Genomic DNA, 23,180 nt, shown 5'->3' on the forward strand with positions numbered 1-23,180 from the left:
GCCTGGCAGGACGCCAGGCTAGCTGCACCGGGCCATGGATGGCCCGTTGCAGCGACCCCCGGATCAGTGACAGGGCGAAGGAACCCGACGAAGTCGGGCCGGAAACGGAGCTGCGGGCTTTGCCTACTTTGGCCCCATCAAAGTAGGTCGCCGAGGGGCGAAAAGGTGATCTGAGCCGGACCCCAACCTACCTGATATCACAGAACCGCTCTGTGACGCAGAGCGTCACGAAAGGCATTACCACGCGTGGGAACGAGAGTCGCAATGTGATTTTTGATTCTGGCCGAAGGCCGTAGGAGCGAACTTGTTCGCGAAGAAGGCTTCTCAATCGACGTATTTTTGCCGATTACACTCGCGCTTTCGCGAACAAGTTCGCTCCTACGCCCTTCGGGCAGAAGCCTGGAAGCTTTTTATTTGGAGCCTCCAGGACTTGCGCATAACGATGAGTGCAGAGCGTGTGGAGGATCAATATTGTGGTCTGAGCAGCATTTTCCTGGGCTTCTCAGGCAATCTCAACACTCAACGAAACACCGGCACCACGTGCTTGATGAACAGCTCAAGCGACTTTTTCTTCTCGGCATGCGGCAGGCTGTTGTCGCACCAGAAGCTGAACTCGTCGACACCCAACTCCTGATAGTGACGAAGGCGCGGAATGATCTCCTCCGGGGTGCCGATCATAGTGTTCTTGCGGATATTCTCCAGCTCGAACTCCGGACGTTCCTTGAATTTCTCTTCCGGGCTGGGGGCCAGAAAACCGTTGACCGGCGTCTGTTTGTTGCCGAACCAGGCGTCGAAGGTACGGTAGAACTTCGCGATGGCGGTGGCGCCCACTTTCCAGCCTTCAGGATCATCTGCGGCATGCACATGCGTGTGGCGCAATACCATCAATTGCGGGCGGCGCACTTCGGGATTGTTGGCCAGCGCGGCTTCGAACTTGTTCTTCAGGTCGACAACTTCTTCATCACCCTTCATCAATGGGGTGACCATCACGTTACAGCCGTTCTGCACGGCGAAATTGTGCGAGTCAGGGTCGCGTGCAGCGATCCACATCGGTGGCGTGCTGATCGGCTTGGGCACGGAAGTCGAGGTCGGGAATTTCCAGATGTCGCCATCGTGAGCGTAGTCACCCTGCCACAGCGCACGTACCACCGGGACCATCTCACGCAACGCCTTGCCACCTTCGGAGGCTGGCATGCCACCGGCCATGCGGTCGAACTCCACCTGATAGGCGCCGCGTGCCAGGCCGACTTCCATTCGCCCGTTGCTGATCACATCCAGCAGCGCGCATTCTCCCGCGACCCGCAATGGATGCCAGAACGGCGCAATGATGGTGCCGGCGCCCAGATGAATACGCGTGGTCCTGGCCGCCAGATAGGCCAGCAGCGGCATCGGGCTTGGCGAGATGGTGTATTCCATCGCGTGGTGTTCGCCGATCCAGACGGTGCTGAAGCCACCTTGCTCGGCCATCAGCGTCAGCTCGGTCAGGTCCTCGAAAAGCTGGCGATGACTGACACTGTCATCCCAGCGTTCCATGTGCACGAACAACGAAAACTTCATGACACTTACCTCGCTTAAATCCTGGCGCCTGCACCGGCGTGATGAGTTATTGTTGTCTGATGGTATACCGTAATACTTTCGGTGCAAGTGTTTTTTGCGCCGCTGCTCCTCGTTGCAAAATGCAACGGCAGAAACGAAAAAAGCGCCTCAAAGGAGGCGCTTTCGGATGTTGCGGATTCAGCCGGGGCAGGCTCGATCAGTCGGCTTCAACTGCAGGCTTCGGATTCAATATAGTCAGCCGTGGAGTCGCGAATCACCGGTCCCATGCCACTCACGGCCTTAGCCTGCTCCATGATTTCCAGCGTGGAACCGGTGCCGACCAGGTTCACCGTATGGTTGGCGCAGTTATACACCCGCTTGGAGTAGATCACCCCAAGCATGCCTTCACGCCGGGTGATCACCACGCGTTCCTTTGCGCTGCCGCTTTTTTCTACCAGTGCGTGATGACCGGTCGGATCATGGGGGATGGATAGGGTTTTGCCTTCGGCATGCGCCGACAGGGCAGGGATCATCAGGGCCAGAAAACAGGCATGCAATTTCATCAGTGCTCCTGCGGATGAATGCGGGTTCGTTGGATCCAAAATTTACTACTGCAACACGATTCTGGATAGCAGGGCGAGCTGCCTCTCGTCGGCTTGTTTTCATCAAATCACACCCTGCGCCATGCCAAAAAAACCGTGAAGCTGTTGCTCCGGCAACAGCCATTCCACACCCTGGCATGGCACGGACAGTTGACGCCGCACCTTAGCCGTCGCAACGCCTTGATCTGCCTGTATTTTATTCAATGGCACGGTTGCTGCTCTGTGGATGTGCAGGCCCTTGTGCTTAATGCGCTCGGGAAGCTTGCAGCCAGAGGAGTACCGATATGAGCCAATCGTCCATAAAATTTGCGTACTGGGTCCCGAACGTCAGTGGCGGGCTGGTCGTCAGCAAGATCGAACAGCGCACCAGCTGGACCATCGACTACAACCGCAAGCTGGCGCAGATCGCCGAGCAGTCCGGCTTCGACTACGCGCTGACGCAAATCCGCTTTACCGCCGGCTATGGCGCCGAATTCCAGCACGAATCCGTAGCCTTCAGCCACGCACTGTTGGCGGCGACCGAAAAGCTCAAGGTCATTGCCGCGATATTGCCCGGGCCATGGACCCCGTCGGTTGCCGCCAAGCAACTGGCGACCATTGATCAGCTCACTGCCGGGCGCGTGGCGGTCAATATTGTCAGCGGCTGGTTCAAGGGCGAGTTTCAGGCCATCGGCGAGCCCTGGCTGGAGCATGATGAACGTTATCGGCGCTCCGAGGAGTTCATTCGCGCGCTCAAGGGGATCTGGACCACCGACAACTTCACCTTCAAGGGTGATTTCTATCGCTTCCACGATTACAACCTCAAGCCCAAGCCGATCCAGCGTCCTCACCCGGAGATCTTTCAGGGCGGCAGCTCCCGTGCTGCACGTGACATGGCGGCGCGGGTGTCAGACTGGTATTTCACTAACGGCAATACTGTCGAAGGTATCAAGGCGCAGGTCGATGACATTCGAGCCAAGGCAGCCGCGAACGGGCATTCGGTGAAGATCGGCGTGAATGCCTTCATCATTGCCAGGGATACCGAAGAGGAGGCGCGGGCCGTGCTGGCCGAAATCGTCGACAAGGCTGACCCGGAAGCCGTCAACGCCTTTGGCGATGCCGCGAAACAGGCCGGCCAGTCGAGTCCGGAAGGCGAGGGTAACTGGGCCAAATCCACCTTTCAGGATCTGGTGCAGTACAACGATGGCTTCAAGACTAACCTGATTGGCACACCCCGGCAGATTGCCGAGCGCATCGTGGAACTCAAGTCCGTTGGCGTAGACCTGGTGCTTTCGGCGTTCCTGCATTTCCAGGAAGAAGTCGCCTATTTCGGCCAGTACGTATTGCCTCTGGTACGCGAACTGGAAGCTGCTGCACAACGCAAACCTGTCGCCGAGACGGCTTGACCCCGGCCAATACCGACAACCCCGCCTTGCCCCTGTAAGCCGGTCGCGCTTACCGCCCGCCATAAAATCAGGCGCCACTGTGATCCAGTGTGCGCCTGTGTCCGTATGTTCAACCCCGATCAACCCATAGACAGTTGTACGTGGCATTATGATGCCACTCTCTGGCATGCTTTTATCGATGCCAGGCCTTCCAGGTATGGCCGAGCACTTGCCGACAACGGCAGTTGATAGCGAAAGGATTGTCGATGGCCCCTGAGCAATCAGGTCCGGTTTTCAGAAAAACCAGATGCACTGGTTCTCACCTGTTGTGGAGGCAAGTTTTGAAACGCGACCTTCGGCTTGCGTCATGGCTGATCTTCGTAGTGTGCGCCTGCGTGGTGATGTTGATGGCCTGGCAAGCATGGACCGCACGCCGCAACACCCTGGAAAACATCCAGACCAGCACGATCAATCTGGCTGGAGCGCTGAGCACCTACACGGATGGTATTTTCAAGCAAAGCGAGCTGATGCTGATCGGCCTGACGGAGCGTGTCGAAAAGGACGGCGTCGGGCCTGAACAGATCGAGCGTCTCAGGTGGGTCATTGCGCGTGAAATGGGCGCGCTGCCGCAGATCGATACCGTGTCGCTGTACAACGCCGACGGGTACTGCATCTTCTCGAGCAATCCCAAGGTCATTGGCATCAACAGCGGGCAGCGCGAGTTCTTTCAGCACCACCTGCAGACGCCTGACAAAACCCCTTATATCGGCCCGACGATTCGCAGCCGTGCCTCCGGCGAATGGGTCATATCAGTCAGCAGGCGCATCAATAATCCCGACGCGAGTTTTGCCGGGCTGATGGTTGTGACCATCGGTGTCGATCACCTGTTGAAGTTCTATTCCGATATCAAGGTTGGTCGAACCGGCATCATCAGTCTGACGTCGACCGCCGGGCAATTGCGAGTGCGCTATCCCCATCTGGAGCAGGAGATCGGTCGCGATCTGTCATCGACGCCTATTTTCAAGTCGGAACGCGCCCAAGTGTCCGGTACCGCCCAGTTCGTTTCCAGGATTGACGGTGTTGCGCGTTTTTATGCGTTCAAACGCAGTGATGTCTACCCGATCGTCACCGTGGTTGCGCTGGGTCAGAAAGAAGCCATGCTCGACTGGCTGGGTCAGACCAAACAGTCCATTCTGGTCATGCTGGTGCTGCTCGGACTGGTGGTCGGACTCGGCGTTCGTCTGATCGGGCATATTCACAGTCGCATACGCGCAGAAGACCAGTTGCTCGATTCCCAGGCGGCCCTGATCCAGCTGAACCAGCACCTGGAGTTGATCGCCTCCGAAGACAAACTGACCGGGCTGGCCAATCGCAGACGTTTCGATCAGTTTCTGGAAGTCGAATTCAAGCGCGCCAGACGCGAGCGCAGCCCGCTGTCGTTGATTCTGATCGATGCCGATCATTTCAAGCGCTATAACGATCATTACGGTCACCTGGCCGGTGACGAATGCCTGATTGCGCTGGCCAGAGTGGTCGAGCAGTTCATTCGTCGTCCCAGTGACGTCGCCGCCCGTTATGGCGGTGAAGAGATTGCGGTGGTGTTGCCCGGTACTGATGAGTCGAACGCTCGCCAGGTGGCCGAGAAGATCCTGCGGGCGATCCGTGACGAGCAGATCGAGCATCCCGCCAGCCCGTTTGGCATCGTGACGATCAGCCTCGGTGTTGCGACATTCGTCGGCACGGATCGCCAACTGGATCAGCGCGGCCTGATCGAGCTTGCCGACCGAGCGTTGTATGCCGCCAAGTCGCAGGGGCGCAACCGGGTGAATGTGGCGTCGGAAATCGCGACCAGTACGTTACCGGCCTGGACCCGCGTCAAGTCCGCTACGGACGCGCAAGCCGACACGGAGCCAAGGTCGGGCCAGCGGGATTGATGCCCGCCGGCCGTCTCTGGCCTAGCGCTTCTCAGGCAGCTGCTGGTCTTCGGTAGCCTGTTGCGCATGCGGTTTGCGGCGCAGCACGGACAGGACCCAGACGAAGAATATCGGCACCAGAACCACGCCCAGCAGCGTCGCGCTGAGCATGCCGCCGATGACGCCGGTGCCGATGGCGCGCTGGCTCGCCGCCCCCGCACCGGTGGCCAGGGTCAGCGGCACCACGCCAAGGATGAAGGCCAGCGAGGTCATGACAATCGGCCGAAAGCGCAGTCGCGCAGCCTGAAGCGCCGCGTCGCGCAGTGAATGGCCCTGATCCCACAGCTCCTTGGCGAACTCGACGATGAGAATCGCGTTTTTCGCCGCCAGCCCGATGATGGTGATCAGGCCGACTTTGAAATACACATCGTTGGGCATGCCCACGGCTGTCACGGCCAGCACGGAACCCAACGCGCCGACGGGTACGATCAGCATCACCACCAGCGGGATCGCCCAGCTCTCATACAGTGCGACCAGCAGCAGAAACACCACCAGCAGCGCCAGGCCGAACAGTCCGGCCGCCTGGCCGCTGGCGACTCTTTCCTGATAGGAGAGGCCGGTCCATTCGTAACCGATGCCTTGCGGCAGCTTGGAAACGATCCGTTCGATTTCCGCCATGGCCTCGCCGGTACTGACCCCCGGCGCTGCGTCGCCGGAAATCCTGAACGCGGGGTAGCCGTTGTAGCGGGCGATCTGCACCGGGCCTTGTTCCCAGTGCGTCGAAACAAAGGCACCCAACGGCACCAGCGTGCCGCTGCTATTGGGCACGTAGAGTTTGAGCACGCTTTCCGGGGTCATTCGCGCACTTTGCTCGGCCTGCACGACCACGCGCTGCTGACGTCCGGCATTGGCAAAGTCACTGATCACCGAGGATCCGAAGGCGGTGGACAGGGCGTTGTTGATCGACTCGAAACTCACGCCAAGCGCCCGGGCTTTTTCGCGGTCGATGCTCAGGCGCAATTGCGGCGCTTCGGCCAGACCTTCCATCATCGCGTAGAGGATCTTCGGATTGCCGTTGGCCTCGCCGAGCAGCTTGTCGCGTGCCGCCAGCAAGGCTTCACGGCCCAGGCCAGCGCGGTCCTGCAGACGCAGCGAGAAACCGCCCGAGGTGCCCAGGCCGTCGATGGGCGGTGGCGTTACCGCCATCACCGTGCCGTCGCCAAGCCCGGCAAAATGCTGGTTGAACGCCACCGCTTCTTCAGCCGCCGACTGGCCCTTGCCGCGCTCCGACCAGTCCTTCAGGGTCGGGAACGCAAGACCGGCGTTTTCACCCATGCCCGAGAAGCTGAACCCCAGCAGCATGGTCACCGCGCCCGTGGCTTCACGGGACAGCATGTAGTTCTCGAGCAATTGCGCGGTGAGGTCGGTACGCGACCGGGTGGCACCGGGAGGCAGTTGCACGTCGATGATCAGATAGCCCTGATCTTCCACGGGTACAAAGGACTCCGGCAGGCGCAGGTAGAAAAAGCCCAGCAGACCGACGATACCGACGTACAGCAGCATGTAGCGTCCGGCGCGCTTGATCATGCTGGAACTGACGCGCTCGTAACGGTGGGTGAACTTGCCGAACAGACGATTGAAACCACCGAAGAAACCACGCTTTTCATGGTGCCCGGCCGGGATCGGCTTGAGCAGCGTGGCACACAGCGCCGGGGTGAACGTCAGGGCCAGGAAACCCGAAAACAGAATCGACACGGCCAGCGACAGCGAGAACTGCTGGTAGATGACCCCGACCGAGCCGCCCATGAACGCCAGTGGCAGAAACACGGCGGCCAGGACCAGCGTGATGCCGAAAATCGCTCCGGAAACCTGCTGCATCGCCTTGACCGTGGCGGCGGCGGGAGAGAGGCCTTCTTCAGCCATGATCCGCTCGACGTTCTCCACCACCACAATGGCGTCGTCGACCAGAATACCGATGGCCAGCACCATGCCGAACATGGTCATCATGTTCACCGAGAAGCCCATCAGGTACATGATCGCCAGTGTCCCTGCCAGACACACCGGGACCACGATGGTCGGGATCAGCGTGTAACGGATGTTTTGCAGAAACAGGAACATCACCAGAAACACCAGCACCATGGCTTCGATGAGGGTGTAGATCACCTTGTCGATGGCCACGTCGACGAAGCGCGAGGTGTCGTACGGTATCGAAAACCCGACGCCTTCCGGGAAATTGACCGATAGCTCGGTGAGCCGCTGCTCGACGGCTCTGGCCGTCTGGATCGCGTTGGCACCCGGCGACAGTTGCACGGCACCGGCGACGGCGCGTTGCCCGTTCAGGCGTGATTCGAAGCTGTAATCCTGGCTGCCGACCGCCACACGCGCCACATCGGACAGGTGCACCGCAGAGCCGTCTTCGTTGGCACGCAGAACGATGCGCCCGAACTCTTCCGGGTTGTCCAGCGTGCCCTTGACCGCCAGGGTGGCGGTCAACTCCTGCAGTGACGAGGTCGGGCTGCTGCCGAAACTGCCTGCCGGAACCTGCACGTTCTGCGCCCGGATGGCGGCATTCACGTCGTCGATGGACAAGCCGAAGCCCACCAGCTTCTGCGGATCGATCCAGACCCGCATCGCGGCTTCGGCGGCGAAGAATTGCAGCCTGCCGACACCGTTCACCCGGCTGATTTCGTTATTGACGTTGCGTGCCGCGTAGTCGGCCAGCGCGACAGTATCCTTGCTGGCCGCGCCGTCCTTGTAGTTCAGGGTGTAGATCAACAGAAAACCGGAGCTGGCCTGTTCGACCTGCAGGCCCTGGCTGAGGACCGTCTGCGGCAGGCGCGCTTCGGCTTTCTTGATACGGTTCTGCACCTCGACCTGAGCCAGGTCCGGGTTGGTGCCCGGCACGAACGTCACGTTGATTTCCGCGCTGCCGGTCGAGTTGCTGGTCGACTCGTAATACAGCATCCCCTTGGCACCGTTGAGCTCGTCCTCGATAACGCTGGTCACCGAATCGACCAGCACTTTCGCGGATGCGCCGGGGTAGGTCGCGGTGATGGTGATCTGCGGTGGCGCCACGTCCGGATACTGCGCCACGGGCAGGGACGGCAGCGCCATCAGCCCGGCGAGCAGGATGAACAGGGCGAGTACCCAGGCGAAGTTGGGGCGCTTGATAAAGAAGAGAGACATGGACAATGATCCTCGGTCGCGCTGAAGGCGGCTTTATTGCGCCTTGGCCTGCGGCTGGGCGGAGGGCGATTTGCGGGCGACCTTGTCACCGGCGCTGAGCCCGGTCATGTTGCCGACAATGACCTGTTCGCCTGCCTTCAGGCCTTCGGTGATCTGCCAGCGCGAATCCTGCATCGCCCCGGTTTTGACCGGACGCGCTTCGACCGTGCCGTCCTGGGCAATCACCAGCACGCGGGCGGCACCGTCACCGGAGCGCTGAACGGCACGTTGCGGAACAAGAATGGCGTTGCTGTCGACGCGTTGCGGTGTGCGTACCCGCACGTACATACCGGGCAGCAGCACGCCCTTGGGATTGGCAAAGCGGGCCCGCAACGACACCTGGCCGGTGGTCCGGTCTACTGCGACATCGGTAAACAGCAGGGTGCCGGTGCTCGTGTAGTCAGTGCCGTCGACACTCAGCGACAACGCGTCTTCGCCACCCTTGGGCAAGCGGCCTTCCTGTATTGCAGCGCGCATCTGCAAGGTCTCGGCAGCCGGCTGGGTGAAGTCGGCGTAGACCGGGTCGAGTTGTTGAATGGTGGCCAGCAGGGTGGTTTCGCCCTGACCGACCAGCGCGCCCTCGGTGACCATCGCGCGGCCGATGCGGCCCGAAATCGGCGCCTTGACGGTGGCATAGCCCAGGTTCAGTCTGGCTGTTTCCACATCGGCCTCGGCTGAACGCTTCGCTGCGACAGCGTTTTGCAGCGCGGAGCGGGCCGTGTCGAAGGTCTGACGACTCACCGCTTCAATTTCCACCAGCGACTCATAGCGCTTGACCGTAGCCTGAGTCTCGAACAACGTGGCCTGGGTCCGTGCCAGATCTCCCTGCGCCTTGGACAGCGCGGCCTTGAACGGCGCCGGATCAATCTGGAACAGCACTGCGCCGGCTTTCACGTCGGCGCCTTCCTCGAAGTTGCGGCTCAGCACGATACCGGCCACCCGGGCACGAACCTGCGCCACACGCACGGGTTCGATACGGCCCGGCAATTCGTCAACCACTGTGAACGATTCGGTGTTGACGGTAATGGCTTCCACCTCTTTGGGCACTGTCGATGCAGCGTGATCCTGCTGCTGTTTCTGCTCGCACCCGGACAGACCCAACGCTGCCAGCAGGGCTACTGCAGGCATGACACGCCAATCGCTGAAACTACTCATCGTTCACCCGGCCGCAGCCATCAGATGCTAAAGCCGCGAATGATCCACTCTGAAAGGCGATGAGTCAATATTGACTCACATGAGGCTTTAGTGACTAATTGTGTATAGGCTTTGAGAACGCGGTAAGGTTTCTGCACAATGCGCCGCCTGCCACTTAGACGAGTTGAAGACGTACCAATGGAATTACCTGCTGACGACAAATTTCTGAAGGCCCTGGCCGTTGCGCTGGTTGACCATTCCAACGGTACGCTCAAGGATATTGCTCAGGCAGCTGGCGTCAGCAAGGCGACGCTCAACCGCTTCTGCGGCACCCGCGCCAACCTCGTGGAACTGCTGCTCAATCACGCCTCGGACCTGATGAACCAGATGGTTGCCGACGCGGATCTGCAGCATGCTCCGCCGCTGGAAGCGCTTCAGCGGCTGGTCGACAACCACCTCATGCACCGCGAAATGCTGGTCTTTCTGGTATTTCAGTGGCGCCCGGATTCGCTCGATGAAAGCAGCGGTGGGCGCCGCTGGTTGCCTTACTCCGACGCCCTCGATGCGTTTTTCCTGCGCGGTCAGCGTGAAGGTCTGTTCCGGATCGACGTCGGTGCCACTGTCCTTACCGAAATGTTCGCAGCGCTGCTCTCCGGGATGGTCGACGCCGAACGCCGCGGCCGTGTGGCACGCGTCGGCATGGGCGCTTTGGTGACCCAGTTTTTCCTGCAGGGCGCGGCGGCACGATAAGCAGGCCTGTGCTGTTTTGTCGCATGACCTATTGCAGCCCATGAGCGCGACGTTTGCGCGTCTGCTCATGCCTTGATACAGGATTGGCGGTATTCCCCATTGTCCTTGAGTGGTAAATTCGCCGCCTTTGAATTTGTCTGAATCCACGCGCCTTATCCTCAGGGGACGCATGACATGACGCAATATCTGACACGCCGCGAGGTGGTCGCCGGCCTCTCGTTGCTGAGCCTTGGCCTGCTGACCGGCTGCGGCAGTTCCAACGCATTGCCGTTCAAGCACGGCAAGGACATGAGCAACGAGATTGTCGGCCGCAACTTCCGGCTCAAGGATTCGCAAGGCAACGTCAAGACCTTGTCCAGCTTTCGCGGCCTCATGCCGATGATCTTCTTCGGTTTCACCCAGTGCCCGGCCATCTGCCCCACGGCGCTGGCGCGGGCTACGCAGATCAGGAAACTGATGGGCGAGGAGGGCAAAACGCTGCAGGTGGTGTTCATTACCCTGGACCCGGAGCGCGACACGCCCGAAGTGATCGACGCCTACGTGAAGGCCTTCGATCCGACCTTTGTCGCACTGTCCGGCACGCTTGAAGAAACGGCGGCAACGGCCAAGGAGTTCGGCGTATTCTTCGAGAAGGTCCCGCTGGGTGACACCTACACGATCTCGCACACTGCCACCAGTTACGTTTACGACACCCGCGGTGTATTGCGCCTGGGGTTGTCGCACAGGCTGTCCGCCCAACAATGCACCGAAGATCTGCTCACTTTGATGGAAGTATGCTGATGACCGTTCTGATTCGTAACGTCGCAAAACCGCTGTTGCTGACCCTTTCGCTGTTGGGCCTGAGCGCTCAGGCCCTGGCCGAAACACACGTCGATGACGCCTGGGTGCGTGCCACTGTGCCAGGCCAGTCAGCCACGGGCGCGTTCATGCGCATCACTGCGGACACCGACAGCAAGCTGGTCGACGTTGCTTCACCTGTTGCGAAAACCGTGCAGATCCATGAGATGAGCATGAAAGGCGATGTGATGAGCATGCAGCGCGTCAACTCGGTCGACCTGCCAGCCGGCAAACCGGTGATGCTCGATTCCGACGGCTATCACGTGATGTTCATGGGCCTGGCCGCCCAGGTCAAAGAGGGCGACCAAGTGCCCCTGACCCTGACCGTGGAAGACGCCAAGGGCGCGAAGCAATCGATCCAGGTCAGCGCAGTCGCCAAGTCACTGACCAGCGACGAGCACAGCAGCCACGGCGATCACAGCGGCCATTGAGGCTTGCAGAATCGGACGCGGAGCGTCGAGTGATCTACCTGACGACTATCGTTCCTCACGCTCCAGCGTGAGAACTCCTCTCGTGACGCTCTGCGTTACAACTCTGTGCCACGCTGCTCATTCAAGAGAGGACGCAGAGCGTCCAGAACGGCATGCCCACGCGGAGCGTCGGCACGATATGATCTGCCTGACGACTATCGTTCCTCACGCTCCGGCGTGGGAATGCCTTTCGTGACGCTCCGCGTCACAACTCTGCGCCGCACTGCACATTCAAGAGCTGACGCGGAACGTCGGCACCCTAGTCTTTTCCGTACACTCATGCCGCATTCCGACCGAGTCCAAGAAAGCAGTCAATCAGGTCTTTATATGTATTTAAGATCTAACAGACGAACCAAATATTCTTTTCAGGAACAAGCCTTTTTCGGCGATGATTGCCTCGCCACTTCGGCCTTAGGAAGGTGACTGATACCAACAGAACCTGGATTTTTATCATGAAAATGCAGGAGTGTATCAATGGGCAATGTCCAGACCGCAGCCAGTGCACATGACGTGCCCTGGCGCCAGACGCCGAGTGGCGACCTGGTCGATCTTGGGCGTCCTTTCCGTGCGCCGCTGGCGTTAGCGCGGCTGCAAAGCACCCCCAAGCCGATTCTGGGGCGGCGCGAAGCCATTTTGCTCGGTGCGCTGGCGCTGGTGTTCCATGGCGCGATCATTTACTGGCTGAGCCAGAACCCGACGCCAGCGTTGCCGGTGGTGCCACCTGAAATTCCGCCGATGACCATCGAGTTTTCCCAGCCTGCGCCACCGGTTGTGGAAACACCGCCGCCAACGCCCGAGCCTGTCGTGCAGCCGGTGGTCGAGCCGCCGCCTCCGGTCGAGGACGAACTGGCAGTCAAACCACCACCGCCCAAACCGATTCCCAAGCCCAAGCCACAGCCGCCCAAACCGGTGTTCAAGCCAGCTGTAAAACCAGTGGCCAAACCGGTTGAGCAGCCACCCGCACCTCCTGTACCTGCAGCCCCTGTCGCCGCGCCTGCGCCACCGGCAGCGCCCGCACCAAAGCCGGTGACCCCGGCCTCGGCCAGCGCGGGTTACCTGCGCAACCCGGCCCCGGAATACCCATCGCTGGCCATGCGTCGTGGCTGGGAAGGCACTGTGCTGTTGCGCGTACATGTATTGGCCAGCGGCAAACCCGGCGAGATTCAGATACAGAAGAGCAGTGGCCGCGACCAGCTCGACGACGCCGCGCTGGCGGCGGTGAAACGCTGGAGTTTCGTTCCGGCCAAGCAGGGCGATGTCGCCCAGGATGGCTGGGTCAGCGTGCCCATTGATTTCAAGATCAAATGAGGCTTCAAGATCAAATAACGTTTCAAGATCAAACCCGGCTATTCGAATGACCTGGCGAGCTACCTGAACCAAAGGCGCATCGCGACACAACCCATGCCTTGTTCAGACTTTGTTCATAGAGAGAGCTGCGCCATGAACCTGATTGCTTCGCCTTTTGAATCCATCGAACACGCGGTCATCTGGCTGCTGGTCATTTTTTCCGTCGCGACCTGGGGCCTGGCCCTGCTCAAGGGCGTGCAGTTTTCGCGCCTGAAGTCTCAGGATCGCAAGTTCCACAAGCAGTTCTGGGCGGCATCGAGCCTGGATTCAGCCGCGCAACTGGCCCACGAGCAACCGGGCGCTGCCGCTCGGGTCGCGCTGGCCGGTTACGCCGCCATTCAGGTGGCGGATGGCGCGCAGGCCCATGACCTCAGTCAGTCCATCAACCATCAGGACCGCCTTGAGCGCGCCCTGCGTCAGCAGATCGTCCGCGAGCGCCGCTCGCTGGAAACCGGTCTGGCCATCCTCGCCAGCATCGGCAGCACTTCGCCTTTCATCGGTCTGTTCGGTACGGTCTGGGGCATCATGTCGGCCCTCAAGGGCATCAGTGCGGCCGGTTCCGCGAGCCTGGAAACGGTGGCCGGGCCGATCGGCGCGGCGCTGGTGGCAACCGGTGTCGGCATTGCCGTCGCAGTGCCTGCAGTGCTGGTCTACAACTACTTTCTGCGACGCCTGAAACTGACGGCTGCCGATCTGGATGACTTTGCCCATGACTTCTATAGCCTGGCGCAGAAGAGTGCCTTCCGTGTGCTGCTGCATCCGGTATTGAAGTCCGGCGCTGCAGGCGCACACGCCGGGCAGAAAGTGCAGGAGGCCTCCTGAGATGGCTTTTTCCACGCAAGACACCGATGAAGTGCTGAGCGAGATCAACGTCACGCCGCTGGTAGACGTGATGCTGGTGCTGCTGGTGGTGTTCATCGTTACCGCGCCGCTATTGACAAACTCGATCCCGATCAACCTGCCCAAGACCGAATCGGTCGCGCCAGTGGAGCAGAAAGACCCATTGGTGGTGAGCATCGACGGGCAGGGCAAGCTGTTCATCAACAAGGACGAAATCCAGCCGGACTTGCTGGAAAGCAACCTGAAGGCGGCCAGGGACAAGGCCCCTGACGTGCGCGTGCAATTGCAGGCGGACAATGGCGTCAACTACGGGGAAGTCGCGCGCGCCATGGCCTCCATCGAACGTGCCGGGATTACCAAATTGTCGGTAATCACTGCCAGGTAAAAGATTCATACCACCTACAGTTTCAACAGTTTCGGGCCGCATCCTCAGGCAGGTGCGGCCTTTTTTTGTCTGCATCGCAGGCATTTTTCAGTACTGACACAAATGCAGATGCTTATTCGTTATTGATATTTAAATATTTAAATCAATGTCATTAAGCTATATCGCATCGGACTACCGGAACATTAATCAGACACCGTAATGATCGCCACCGTCCGCCGCACGGATCGCTCGTTGTAACCAGAACAGAGTTTCTGGATCAGGGATTTTCAAGGGGTAGTGGTATGGGGAATTTCAAACGCAGTGTATTGGCCACGGCGATTTTTTCAGCCAATTTGCTGAGCGTCGCGGGCATCAGTGCAAGTGCATTCGCCGCAGAAGCGACAGATGAAGCAAACACTCAGGGTGCGTCCACCCTGGGTACAGTGATCGTGACCGGCACCCGTGCGCAGGAGCGTACCGCCAGCGCCTCGCTGTCGCCTATCGATGTGATTTCCGGTGACAGCCTGCGCAGTTCCGGCTCCAGCGAACTGGGCACCGTGCTGGCACGTTTGATCCCTTCGATCAATTTCCCCCGGCCGAGCCTGGTGGACGGTGCGGAGCTGACGCGTCCGGCGCAACTGCGCGGCCTGTCGCCGGATCAGGTGCTGGTGCTGGTCAATGGCAAGCGCCGCCATACATCCGCCTTCGTCAATCTGGGCGGGGCGGTCGGACGCGGTTCGGCACCTGCCGACCTGAATGCCATCCCGCTGTCGGCCATCGACCATATCGAAGTCCTGCGCGACGGTGCGTCGGCACGTTACGGGTCCGATGCCATCGCCGGGGTGATCAACATCATTCTCAAAAGCGCCGACCACGGCGGGTCGATTTCCAGCCAGTACGGCCAATACAAGAAGGGCGACGGGATCCAGCGCCAGGTGTCGGGCAATACCGGTTTTGCTTTAGGCGACAATGGCACGTTCAACCTTTCCGGTGAAGGTGCCAACAATGACTACACCAACCGTGCCGGTGACGACTTTCGAGCGTCCAGTGTCGGGTCCACCACTTACGGTCAGCAGGTGTTTCGCCAGGGCGAGCCACAGACGCACGAGGGCAAGCTGCAGTACAACGCTGAATACAGCTTCAATGATGCGGCGGAGTTCTATAGCTTCGGGGGCTACAGCAAGAGGCGTGGCGAAACCGCCGGATTTTATCGGCCGAGCAATGCCTCGAATAACATTGCGGCGATTTATCCCAACGGCTATCTGCCGCTGATCAATGGCACGCTCGAAGACATCTCGCTGGTCGCGGGCCTGCGCGGAGAGCTGGCGTATGACTGGCACTACGACGTGTCCGCCAACTATGGCAAAAACTCCTATGAGCTGCGCACCAAAACCATCAACACCTCATTGGGACTGAACACGCCGCGCTCGTTCTACAACGGCACGCTGACCAATGATCAGAAGCAACTGAGCCTCGATCTGTCCAGAGAATTCAATACAGCGTGGTTGCCTTACCCGGTATCGGTTGCGTTTGGCGCGGAATACCTGCGTCAGGGCTATCAGATCGAGGCAGGGCAAGCGGAGTCGTATTTCCAGACCGGCAGTTCCGGGCTGGGCGGTTTCCGTGCGGCGGATGCCGGCAGTTACTCGCGACACAACTTCGCCCAGTATCTGGACCTGGAAACCAATCTGACCGAGAAACTGGGCGTGTCGGCGGCCGTTCGCCACGAGGACTACAGCGATTTCGGCTCCAATGTCAGCGGTTCACTCTCGGCGCGCTACGATTTCACTCCGCAGGTGGCCTTGCGAGGCAGCGTATCGACAGGCTTCCGCGCGCCTTCGCTGGCGCAGCAGAATTTTGCCTTCACGTCGTCGCAGCTGATTGGCAACACCCTCCAGGAAGCGGGCACGTTTCCGGCCGGCAGTAACGTTGCACAACTGTTGGGCGCCGAAGACCTCAAACCGGAAAAGTCCCGTAACTACAGCCTTGGCCTGGTACTCCAGCCGCTGAACAGCCTGACCTTGACTGCCGACGTCTATCGCATCGACATTCAGGACCGTATCTCGCTGTCTTCCAATCTGGTGCTCAATGACACCGCCATCAATTACCTGCGCAGCAATGGCGTAGGCGATATCAACTACACCAGTGCCCGCTATTTCACCAACGCCACGGACACCAGCACCGATGGCGTCGATCTGGTCGCCAGTTACCGCTATCAGTTCGACAACGGCGTGCGCTGGAACAGCACGGTGGGTTACAACTACAACCACACCAAAGTCACCGACGTGAAGGCCAACCCGGCGATTCTCGATCAGTTGGGGGTGAATCTGGTACGGGTAGACCGCAGGGAACGCATCGGTTTGCTGGGCGACACCACGCCACAACACAAACTGACACTGGGCAATGACCTGACGTTCGGTAACTGGGCGTTGCACTCCAACCTGGTCCGCTACGGCGAGTTCACCAGCTATCAGGCCGACAAGGTCAACGACCAGACCTTCAGCGCCGCCTGGCTGCTGGACCTGGCGGTCGACTACAAGCTCAAGAGCTGGGTCTTCACCCTGGGCGGCGACAACGTCACCGACAAATACCCGGAGAAGCTCAACGACTTCTCCTCCAGCGGCGGCAACCTGGCCTACAGCACGTTCTCACCCTACGGGTACAGCGGCGCTTATTACTACGGCAAGGTCACGTATAACTGGTAGCGCGATTTGCCGCTGACTGTCGTTCCAATGCGTTGAGTTTGTATAAAGCTCGTGATGCTGCAACACGACGCTATGCCTTGCTCCTGGGCACTGCACATAAACGAAAGCGCTTTTTTGGCGCGATAGCACTGACGACGCAAATTGCGACGTAAGTGACGGCTGAGTCCTGACGCTGATCCGGGAGTAACTCGGCAGGACGCCGAGTTAGCCGCGCCGGGCCCAGACTGTGTAAAAACCCAAGGTAAACCTTTGCTATGATTCCCCAGGATTTCATTGCAAGGGTTGCCCATGAAACGCTTCATTCAAGGTGAACACAGAGGTCAAAGTACCTTGCTTCCCGAGAGTCTCGACGATTACGTCAGCGACACCAATCCGGTGCGCGTTGTCGATGTCTTTGTGGATGAGCTCGACCTGATCACCTTGGGTTTTGAAAGCGCTGTCCCCGCTGAAACGGGCCGACCGGCCTACCATCCTGCAGTCATGCTGAAGATCTACATCTACGGCTATCTCAACCGTATCCAGTCAAGCCGACGCCTTGAGCGCGAGGCGCAGCGCAACGTCGAGCTGATGTGGTTGACCGGTCGCCTGATGCCGGATTTCAAGACCATCGCCAACTTTCGCAAAGACAACGCAAAGGGCATTCGAGGAGTCTGTCGGCAGTTTGTCGTGCTGTGTCAACAATTGGGGCTTTTCTCGGAGCATTTCGTTGCCATCGATGGCAGTAAATTCAAGGCGGTCAATCACCGCGATCGCAATTTCACCAGTGCCAAACTGAAGCGTCGGATGGAAGAGATTGAATCAAGCATTGCCCTTTATCTAAAGGGGCTGGATGCGGCTGATCGGGAAGAGCCCAAGACTGCAGGCCCCAAAGGCGGCCTAGAGGAGAAGATCGCCAAATTGAAGGAGCAAATGAAGGCGTTGCAGACCATCGAGGTACAGCTTGAAGAATCCCCGGACAAACAAATTTCGCTGACCGATCCGGACGCGCGCTCAATGATGAGCAGTGGGGGAAAAGGTATCGTGGGTTACAACGTACAGACCGCGGTGGATACCAAGCACCATTTGATCGTCGCGCACGAGGTGATCAATGTGGGTCACGACCTTGATCAACTTAGTTCGATGGCCCAGCAGGCCCGTGAGGTGATGCAAGTCGAATCGTTGTCGGTGGTGGCGGACCGCGGGTATTACAAAAGCGGAGAAATCCTGGCCTGTCACGAGGCAGGGATCACAGCTTATGTGCCAAAAACGCTGAGCTCGCGGGCCAAATTTGATGGCCGTTTCGGCAATGACGAGTTTGTTTACGACGCGGACAACGATGTGTACGTCTGCCCCGCCAATCAAGTGCTGATCTGGCGCAACTCTTACATCGACAAGGGCAAGAAGCTGGACGTTTACTGGCGCTCCAACTGCCAGGCCTGCTCGATAAAGGCGCAATGCACACCGGCCAGAGAGCGAAAAATTCGGCGCTGGGAACATGAGGCAGTACTGGAAGAAATGCAGGCCCGCCTGGCTAACGCGCCGCAGGTAATGACCATCCGCAAGCAGACCGTCGAGCACCCCTTCGGGACTCTCAAGCAGTGGATGGGTGCAACGCATTTTCTGACGCGACGGCTTGGCGGAGTGAGCACCGAAATGAGTTTGAACGTGCTTGCTTATAACTTGAAGCGGGTAATGAACATCCTCGGCACGCAGAATCTTGTAAAAGCGCTGGCGGCTTGAAAAGCCTCCATTGCGCCCGATAAAAGGGGCTGTAAAGCGCTATTAACGGCCTTAAGGGCGGATTAGAGCGATGGCAGGACTTTCAAGGCGTTCCGGCTAGCCAAGTATCGTCTGCGCTACGCGCAGCCGATACTTGGGCTGGTTTTTACACACTCTGGGCCATGGAGGGCCCGTTGCGGCGACCCCCGGATCAGTGTCAAGGCGAAGGAACCCGACGAAGTCGGGCCGGAAACGGAGCCAGGGGCTTTGGTCACTTTGGCCTCATCAAAGTAACTCGCCGAGGGGCGAAAAGGTGACCTGAGCCGAACCCCAATCCACCTGACAAAGAAAAACCGCCGTGTGACGCAGAGCGTCACGAACTGCATTCCCACGCGGAGCGTGAGGAACGATAGTCAAAAGCGCAGCCACTGCCGCAAAAGCGCTTTTCAACCACGATGGCACTGACGACGCAGAGTGCGACGTCAGTGTCAGGGCGAAGGAACCCGACGAAGTCGGGCCGGAAACGGAGCCAGGGGCTTTGGTCACTTTGGCCCCATCAAAGTGACTCGCCGAGGGGCGAAAAGCTGACCTGAGTCGGACCTCAATCCACCTGACATCCCGGAACCGCCGTGTTACGCAGAGCGTCGGCCGCTGTGAGGCAGCTGATACGGGGCAGAAATCTTGCAGTCTTCGGCGTGCGATGCTCCAGCGGGGATTTAGAATGCTCTGGAGCATGTCGCTATACAAAAAGTTATTTAAATAGCCTTTAGGAATAATCATAGACCGTCGTGCACACGCGCAAAGCAGATGACCAAGCAGATTTCAATATTCTGATTTTTTATAATTAGCTTAGAAGTAAATGTGCTTTTTAATTGGATTGCCATACGCCTAGTCTTGTTGATCAGTCAGCAGTCATCAAGGAGCAATACCATGAGCAACGTCAGCGCTTTGCCAGTCCAGTCAGGTACGACGCAGTCGGGTGGCGGCAGCGTGCGCGACAGAGTGTCGCCGGAGGAATGGGACGTCCGGGTCAAACTGGCGGCAGCCTATCGGCTGGCGGCGCTCAAGCGTTGGACCGATCATATCTATACGCACTTTTCGGCACGTGTGCCGGGCCCGGACGAGCACTTTCTGATCAACGCGTTCGGGCTGTTGTTTGATGAAATCACCGCGTCCAACCTGGTCAAGGTCGATATTGACGGGACGATTGTCGATGACCCCACCGGGCTGGGTATCAACTACGCCGGTTACGTGATTCACAGCGCCATTCATGCAGCGCGCCACGACCTGCAGGCGGTGCTGCACACTCACACCCGTGACGGTATCGCCGTGTCGGCCCAGAAGCACGGCCTGCTGCCCATCTCCCAGCACTCGATTGCCTTCTCCGGCCGGGTGGCTTACCACGGCTATGAAGGTATTGCGCTGGATTTGAGCGAACGCGAACGGCTGGTGGCGGACCTGGGTGACAAGAGCGTGATGATCCTGCGTAACCACGGGTTGCTGACTGGCGGGGTGAGTGTCGAGCATGCGTTTCAGCAGCTTCATGCCCTCGAGTACGCCTGCAACATTCAGATTGCAGCGCAGTCGGCGGGTAACGCCGAACTGGTGTTTCCGCCGCGCGAGGTGATTGCCAAGGTGGAGCAGCAGGCAAAGGCCATCAAGGACGGCCATGCGCCGGGTGTCGCACGGCACTGGAATGCCCTGATTCGCGAGCTGGAGCGTAATGACACCGACTACAGGACCTGAGCCTGCAACGCAGTGATGCGAGGCGCTTGAGGTTGGTGTAGTGTGCGCAGCCAAAACAAGGGGCGCACACATGCAAGACCTGCTGAACGAAATCCTCGACGAAGTAAGACCCTTGCTTGGTCAGGGCAAGGTTGCCGATTACATCCCGGCACTAGGCGAGGTCCGGCCTGATCAACTGGGCATCGCGGTGTACGGCAACGATGGCCAGGTGTTCAGCGCCGGCGACGCCGAAACGGCGTTTTCGATACAGAGCATTTCCAAGGTGTTCAGCCTGGTGCAAGCCATCAATCACTCGGGCGAGGAGATCTGGCAGCGCCTCGGGCACGAGCCTTCCGGCCAGCCGTTCAACTCGCTGGTGCAGCTGGAATTCGAGCAGGGCAGGCCACGCAACCCGTTCATCAATGCCGGTGCGCTGGTGATCTGCGACATCAATCAGGCGCGGTTTGCAGCACCGTCGCTGTCGATGCGCGACTTCGTTCGACGCCTGTGCGGCAATCGGGCGATCACCTCCGACTCCAAAGTCGCCGAATCCGAATACCAGCACCGTTCGCGCAATGCCGCGGCGGCCTATCTGATGAAGTCCTTCGACAATTTCCACGGCGATGTGGAAGACGTGCTGCGCAGCTACTTCCACCATTGTGCGCTGAGCATGAACTGCATCGATCTGGCCAAGGCATTCGGCTTCCTGGCGCATCAGGGCTTTTGCGCGCACAGCGGCGAGCAGGTCCTCACTGCGCGGCAAGCCACCCAGGTCAACTCGATCATGGCCACCAGCGGCTTGTACGACGAGGCCGGCAACTTCGCCTATCGCGTAGGCCTGCCGGGCAAGAGCGGGGTAGGCGGTGGTATCGTTGCGATCGTGCCCGAGCGTGCTTCGGTCTGTGTGTGGTCCCCGGAGTTGAACGCAGCGGGCAATTCCCTTGTCGGTATGGCTGCGCTGGAAAAACTCAGCGCGAGGGTCGACTGGTCGGTCTTTTGAGGTAAAAAGCCTTCTGAAGTGAACCGCGCGTCGAAGCGCGAACCAGACAGGAGTCATGGATTGAATAGAAGGCTATGCAAATCGCTCATGCTGAGCGTCGGGCTGCTGGTGCTGGCAGGCTGCGGCACGCAACGGGTTCTGGAACCCGAGTTGACGCCTGAACAGGCGCGCGCGCGGATCGTGCGCCTGATGCCGGTAAATGTCACGGATCGCCAGGCATGGGCCACGGATATTCATGCCGCGTTTGCCGCGCAGAAAATCCCGCTGACCACCGAAAACCTGTGTTCGGTGATGGCCGTTACCGAGCAGGAGTCGACCTTTCAAGTCGATCCTGCAGTGCCGGGCATGGGCCACATCGCCCGCGCTGAAATCAACCGCCGCGCCGCGCGACTGCACATTCCCGATGCGCTGATCGCCACGGCGTTGCGCGTGCGCTCGCCGGACGGCAAGACTTACGGCAAACGCCTTGATTCTGCGCGCACCGAGAAAGACCTCAGCGCGATCTTTGATGATTTCATCGGTATGGTGCCCTTGGGTCAGACGTTGTTCGGCAACTTCAACCCGGTCAAGACCGGCGGGCCGATGCAGGTCAGCATCGCCTTTGCCGAGAAACACGCCGAGGATTATCCCTACACAGTCGATGGTTCGATCCGTCGCGAAGTCTTCACCCGCCGTGGTGGCATGTACTTCGGTATCGCCCACCTATTGGGCTACCCGGTCAACTACACCGAGTCGCTGTACCGCTTTGCCGACTTCAATGCCGGCTGGTACGCCAGCCGCAATGCTGCGTTCCAGAATGCCGTGAGTCGGGCAACCGGGATCGAGCTGGCGCTGGATGGCGACCTGATCCGCTTTGACTCCACCTCGCCAGGCTCCACCGAGCTGGCGGTGCGCACCCTCGGTGATCGGCTGGGGATGAACAAGTCGCAGATATGGAACCAGCTCAAGCAGGGCGATACGCTGGAGTTCGAGGAAACCGATCTGTACAGCAAGGTCTTCGCCCTGGCGGACAGGGCGGCGGGCAAGCCTTTGCCCAGAGCCATCCTGCCCGGCATCACCCTGAAAAGTCCGAAAATCACCCGCAACCTTACTACCGCCTGGTTTGCCGAGCGCGTCGACGACCGACGCGAACGCTGCGTGCAGCGTGCGCCCAAGTGAAGTTGAATCATCGTGACAGGAGGTTCACCGTCATTGCATCCCGCTCGCCCCCGAAAAACGTATCCAGCACCTTTTGAAACACAGGCCGCTCGGGTGCTGCGATGCTGAACAGGGTCATGCTCGAATGCAGTTTCATGTCATCCGGCGAACTGAAGATCTGTCGCGCCGAACGTTCTACCTGAGGCGCAATGATGCCGGCGCACTGTTCCAGGCGCGGGCCCAGCACGGAGTGTTGCAGGTAAGCCCGCGCTTCATCGAGATCGGTGACTGCGTAGTGTCGCGCCGTGTCGCTGCGCCCCAGCCCCTGGATCTGCGGGAACACAAACCACATCCAGTGGGAGCGTTTCTGCCCGGCTTCGAGTTCCGTTAACACCTGCTGGAACAGCGGCTGCTGGGCATCGACAAAGCGTTGCAGGTTGTAAGTATCTTTCATGATGAGTTTCCTGTTTTTCAACAAACCTGTGGTCGTATGATGGCCGCCCCTCAAGGGGGTTCGACCTGTCTGAAGAGTT

General features: G+C 59.4%; 18 protein-coding genes. 13 read left to right on the forward strand and 5 right to left on the reverse strand.

The annotated features are described in order from the left end of the window. Positions 1 to 519: 519 nt before the first annotated feature. Both AC54XV_RS12050 and AC54XV_RS12055 read right to left on the reverse strand, forming a co-directional pair. Entirely contained in the window at positions 520 to 1,557 is a 1,038-nt protein-coding gene (locus AC54XV_RS12050) for an LLM class flavin-dependent oxidoreductase (RefSeq protein ID WP_011267558.1), read from the reverse strand. 206 nt (positions 1,558 to 1,763) lie between these two features. Beyond that, positions 1,764 to 2,099 (reverse strand): hypothetical protein, encoded by a 336-nt coding sequence (locus AC54XV_RS12055; RefSeq protein WP_003407971.1) that lies wholly within the window; start codon positions 2,097 to 2,099, stop codon positions 1,764 to 1,766. Between the two features lie 323 nt (positions 2,100 to 2,422). Between AC54XV_RS12055 and sfnG the strand changes: the two genes are divergently transcribed. Both sfnG and AC54XV_RS12065 read left to right on the forward strand, forming a co-directional pair. After that, positions 2,423 to 3,523, forward strand: coding sequence for a dimethylsulfone monooxygenase SfnG (gene sfnG, locus AC54XV_RS12060; RefSeq protein ID WP_060400696.1), 1,101 nt, complete (start codon positions 2,423 to 2,425; stop codon positions 3,521 to 3,523). 320 nt (positions 3,524 to 3,843) lie between these two features. Further along, positions 3,844 to 5,436: a sensor domain-containing diguanylate cyclase gene (locus tag AC54XV_RS12065; protein WP_024640656.1), complete on the forward strand. Its 1,593-nt coding sequence runs from the start codon at positions 3,844 to 3,846 to the stop codon at positions 5,434 to 5,436. Positions 5,437 to 5,457: 21 nt separating this feature from the next. Here the strand turns inward: AC54XV_RS12065 and AC54XV_RS12070 are convergent, their stop codons facing one another. Continuing rightward, positions 5,458 to 8,601: a multidrug efflux RND transporter permease subunit gene (locus tag AC54XV_RS12070; RefSeq protein ID WP_096126775.1), complete on the reverse strand. Its 3,144-nt coding sequence runs from the start codon at positions 8,599 to 8,601 to the stop codon at positions 5,458 to 5,460. Between the two features lie 33 nt (positions 8,602 to 8,634). Then, positions 8,635 to 9,795: an efflux RND transporter periplasmic adaptor subunit gene (locus AC54XV_RS12075; protein WP_496718742.1), complete on the reverse strand. Its 1,161-nt coding sequence runs from the start codon at positions 9,793 to 9,795 to the stop codon at positions 8,635 to 8,637. 177 nt (positions 9,796 to 9,972) lie between these two features. Between AC54XV_RS12075 and AC54XV_RS12080 the strand changes: the two genes are divergently transcribed. The 11 genes from AC54XV_RS12080 (at position 9,973) to AC54XV_RS12130 (ending at position 22,668) form a co-directional block, all read left to right on the forward strand. Next, entirely contained in the window at positions 9,973 to 10,524 is a 552-nt protein-coding gene (locus AC54XV_RS12080) for a TetR/AcrR family transcriptional regulator (RefSeq protein ID WP_054092309.1), read from the forward strand. A 174-nt stretch (positions 10,525 to 10,698) separates the two neighbouring features. Further along, the gene (locus AC54XV_RS12085) at positions 10,699 to 11,304 is read left to right on the forward strand and encodes an SCO family protein (RefSeq protein WP_496718745.1); all 606 of its coding nucleotides are present in this window, start codon (positions 10,699 to 10,701) and stop codon (positions 11,302 to 11,304) included. Beyond that, the gene (locus AC54XV_RS12090; protein WP_024641309.1) at positions 11,298 to 11,792 is read left to right on the forward strand and encodes a copper chaperone PCu(A)C; all 495 of its coding nucleotides are present in this window, start codon (positions 11,298 to 11,300) and stop codon (positions 11,790 to 11,792) included. The genes AC54XV_RS12085 and AC54XV_RS12090 overlap by 7 nt, the downstream gene beginning before the upstream one ends. A 513-nt stretch (positions 11,793 to 12,305) precedes the next feature. Then, the gene (locus tag AC54XV_RS12095; protein WP_011267565.1) at positions 12,306 to 13,139 is read left to right on the forward strand and encodes an energy transducer TonB; all 834 of its coding nucleotides are present in this window, start codon (positions 12,306 to 12,308) and stop codon (positions 13,137 to 13,139) included. Between the two features lie 132 nt (positions 13,140 to 13,271). After that, the gene (locus tag AC54XV_RS12100; RefSeq protein WP_003407988.1) at positions 13,272 to 14,000 is read left to right on the forward strand and encodes a MotA/TolQ/ExbB proton channel family protein; all 729 of its coding nucleotides are present in this window, start codon (positions 13,272 to 13,274) and stop codon (positions 13,998 to 14,000) included. A 1-nt stretch (position 14,001) separates the two neighbouring features. Continuing rightward, positions 14,002 to 14,403, forward strand: a complete 402-nt coding sequence (locus AC54XV_RS12105) for an ExbD/TolR family protein (RefSeq protein WP_003407991.1) — start codon at positions 14,002 to 14,004, stop codon at positions 14,401 to 14,403. 281 nt (positions 14,404 to 14,684) lie between these two features. Beyond that, complete coding sequence (locus AC54XV_RS12110) at positions 14,685 to 17,087, forward strand: TonB-dependent receptor plug domain-containing protein (RefSeq protein WP_003407998.1); 2,403 nt, start codon at positions 14,685 to 14,687, stop codon at positions 17,085 to 17,087. Positions 17,088 to 17,375: 288 nt separating this feature from the next. Further along, a complete protein-coding gene (locus tag AC54XV_RS12115) occupies positions 17,376 to 18,806 on the forward strand; it encodes an IS1182 family transposase (protein ID WP_060409751.1) in 1,431 nt (476 codons plus the stop codon). Positions 18,807 to 19,715: 909 nt separating this feature from the next. Next, the gene (locus tag AC54XV_RS12120) at positions 19,716 to 20,531 is read left to right on the forward strand and encodes a class II aldolase/adducin family protein (RefSeq protein ID WP_024651520.1); all 816 of its coding nucleotides are present in this window, start codon (positions 19,716 to 19,718) and stop codon (positions 20,529 to 20,531) included. Positions 20,532 to 20,601: 70 nt separating this feature from the next. Next, the gene (gene glsB, locus AC54XV_RS12125; RefSeq protein ID WP_003408001.1) at positions 20,602 to 21,510 is read left to right on the forward strand and encodes a glutaminase B; all 909 of its coding nucleotides are present in this window, start codon (positions 20,602 to 20,604) and stop codon (positions 21,508 to 21,510) included. A gap of 87 nt (positions 21,511 to 21,597) precedes the next feature. Beyond that, entirely contained in the window at positions 21,598 to 22,668 is a 1,071-nt protein-coding gene (locus AC54XV_RS12130) for a DUF1615 domain-containing protein (protein ID WP_058399072.1), read from the forward strand. Positions 22,669 to 22,675: 7 nt separating this feature from the next. On the opposite strand, the gene AC54XV_RS12135 is transcribed toward AC54XV_RS12130, so the two are convergent. Continuing rightward, on the reverse strand, positions 22,676 to 23,101 hold the full coding sequence (locus AC54XV_RS12135; protein ID WP_058399073.1) for a DUF1810 domain-containing protein: 426 nt from the start codon (positions 23,099 to 23,101) through the stop codon (positions 22,676 to 22,678). Between the last annotated feature and the right edge of the window lie 79 nt (positions 23,102 to 23,180).

It is taken from the genome of Pseudomonas fragariae (ex Marin et al. 2024), from assembly GCF_059621105.1.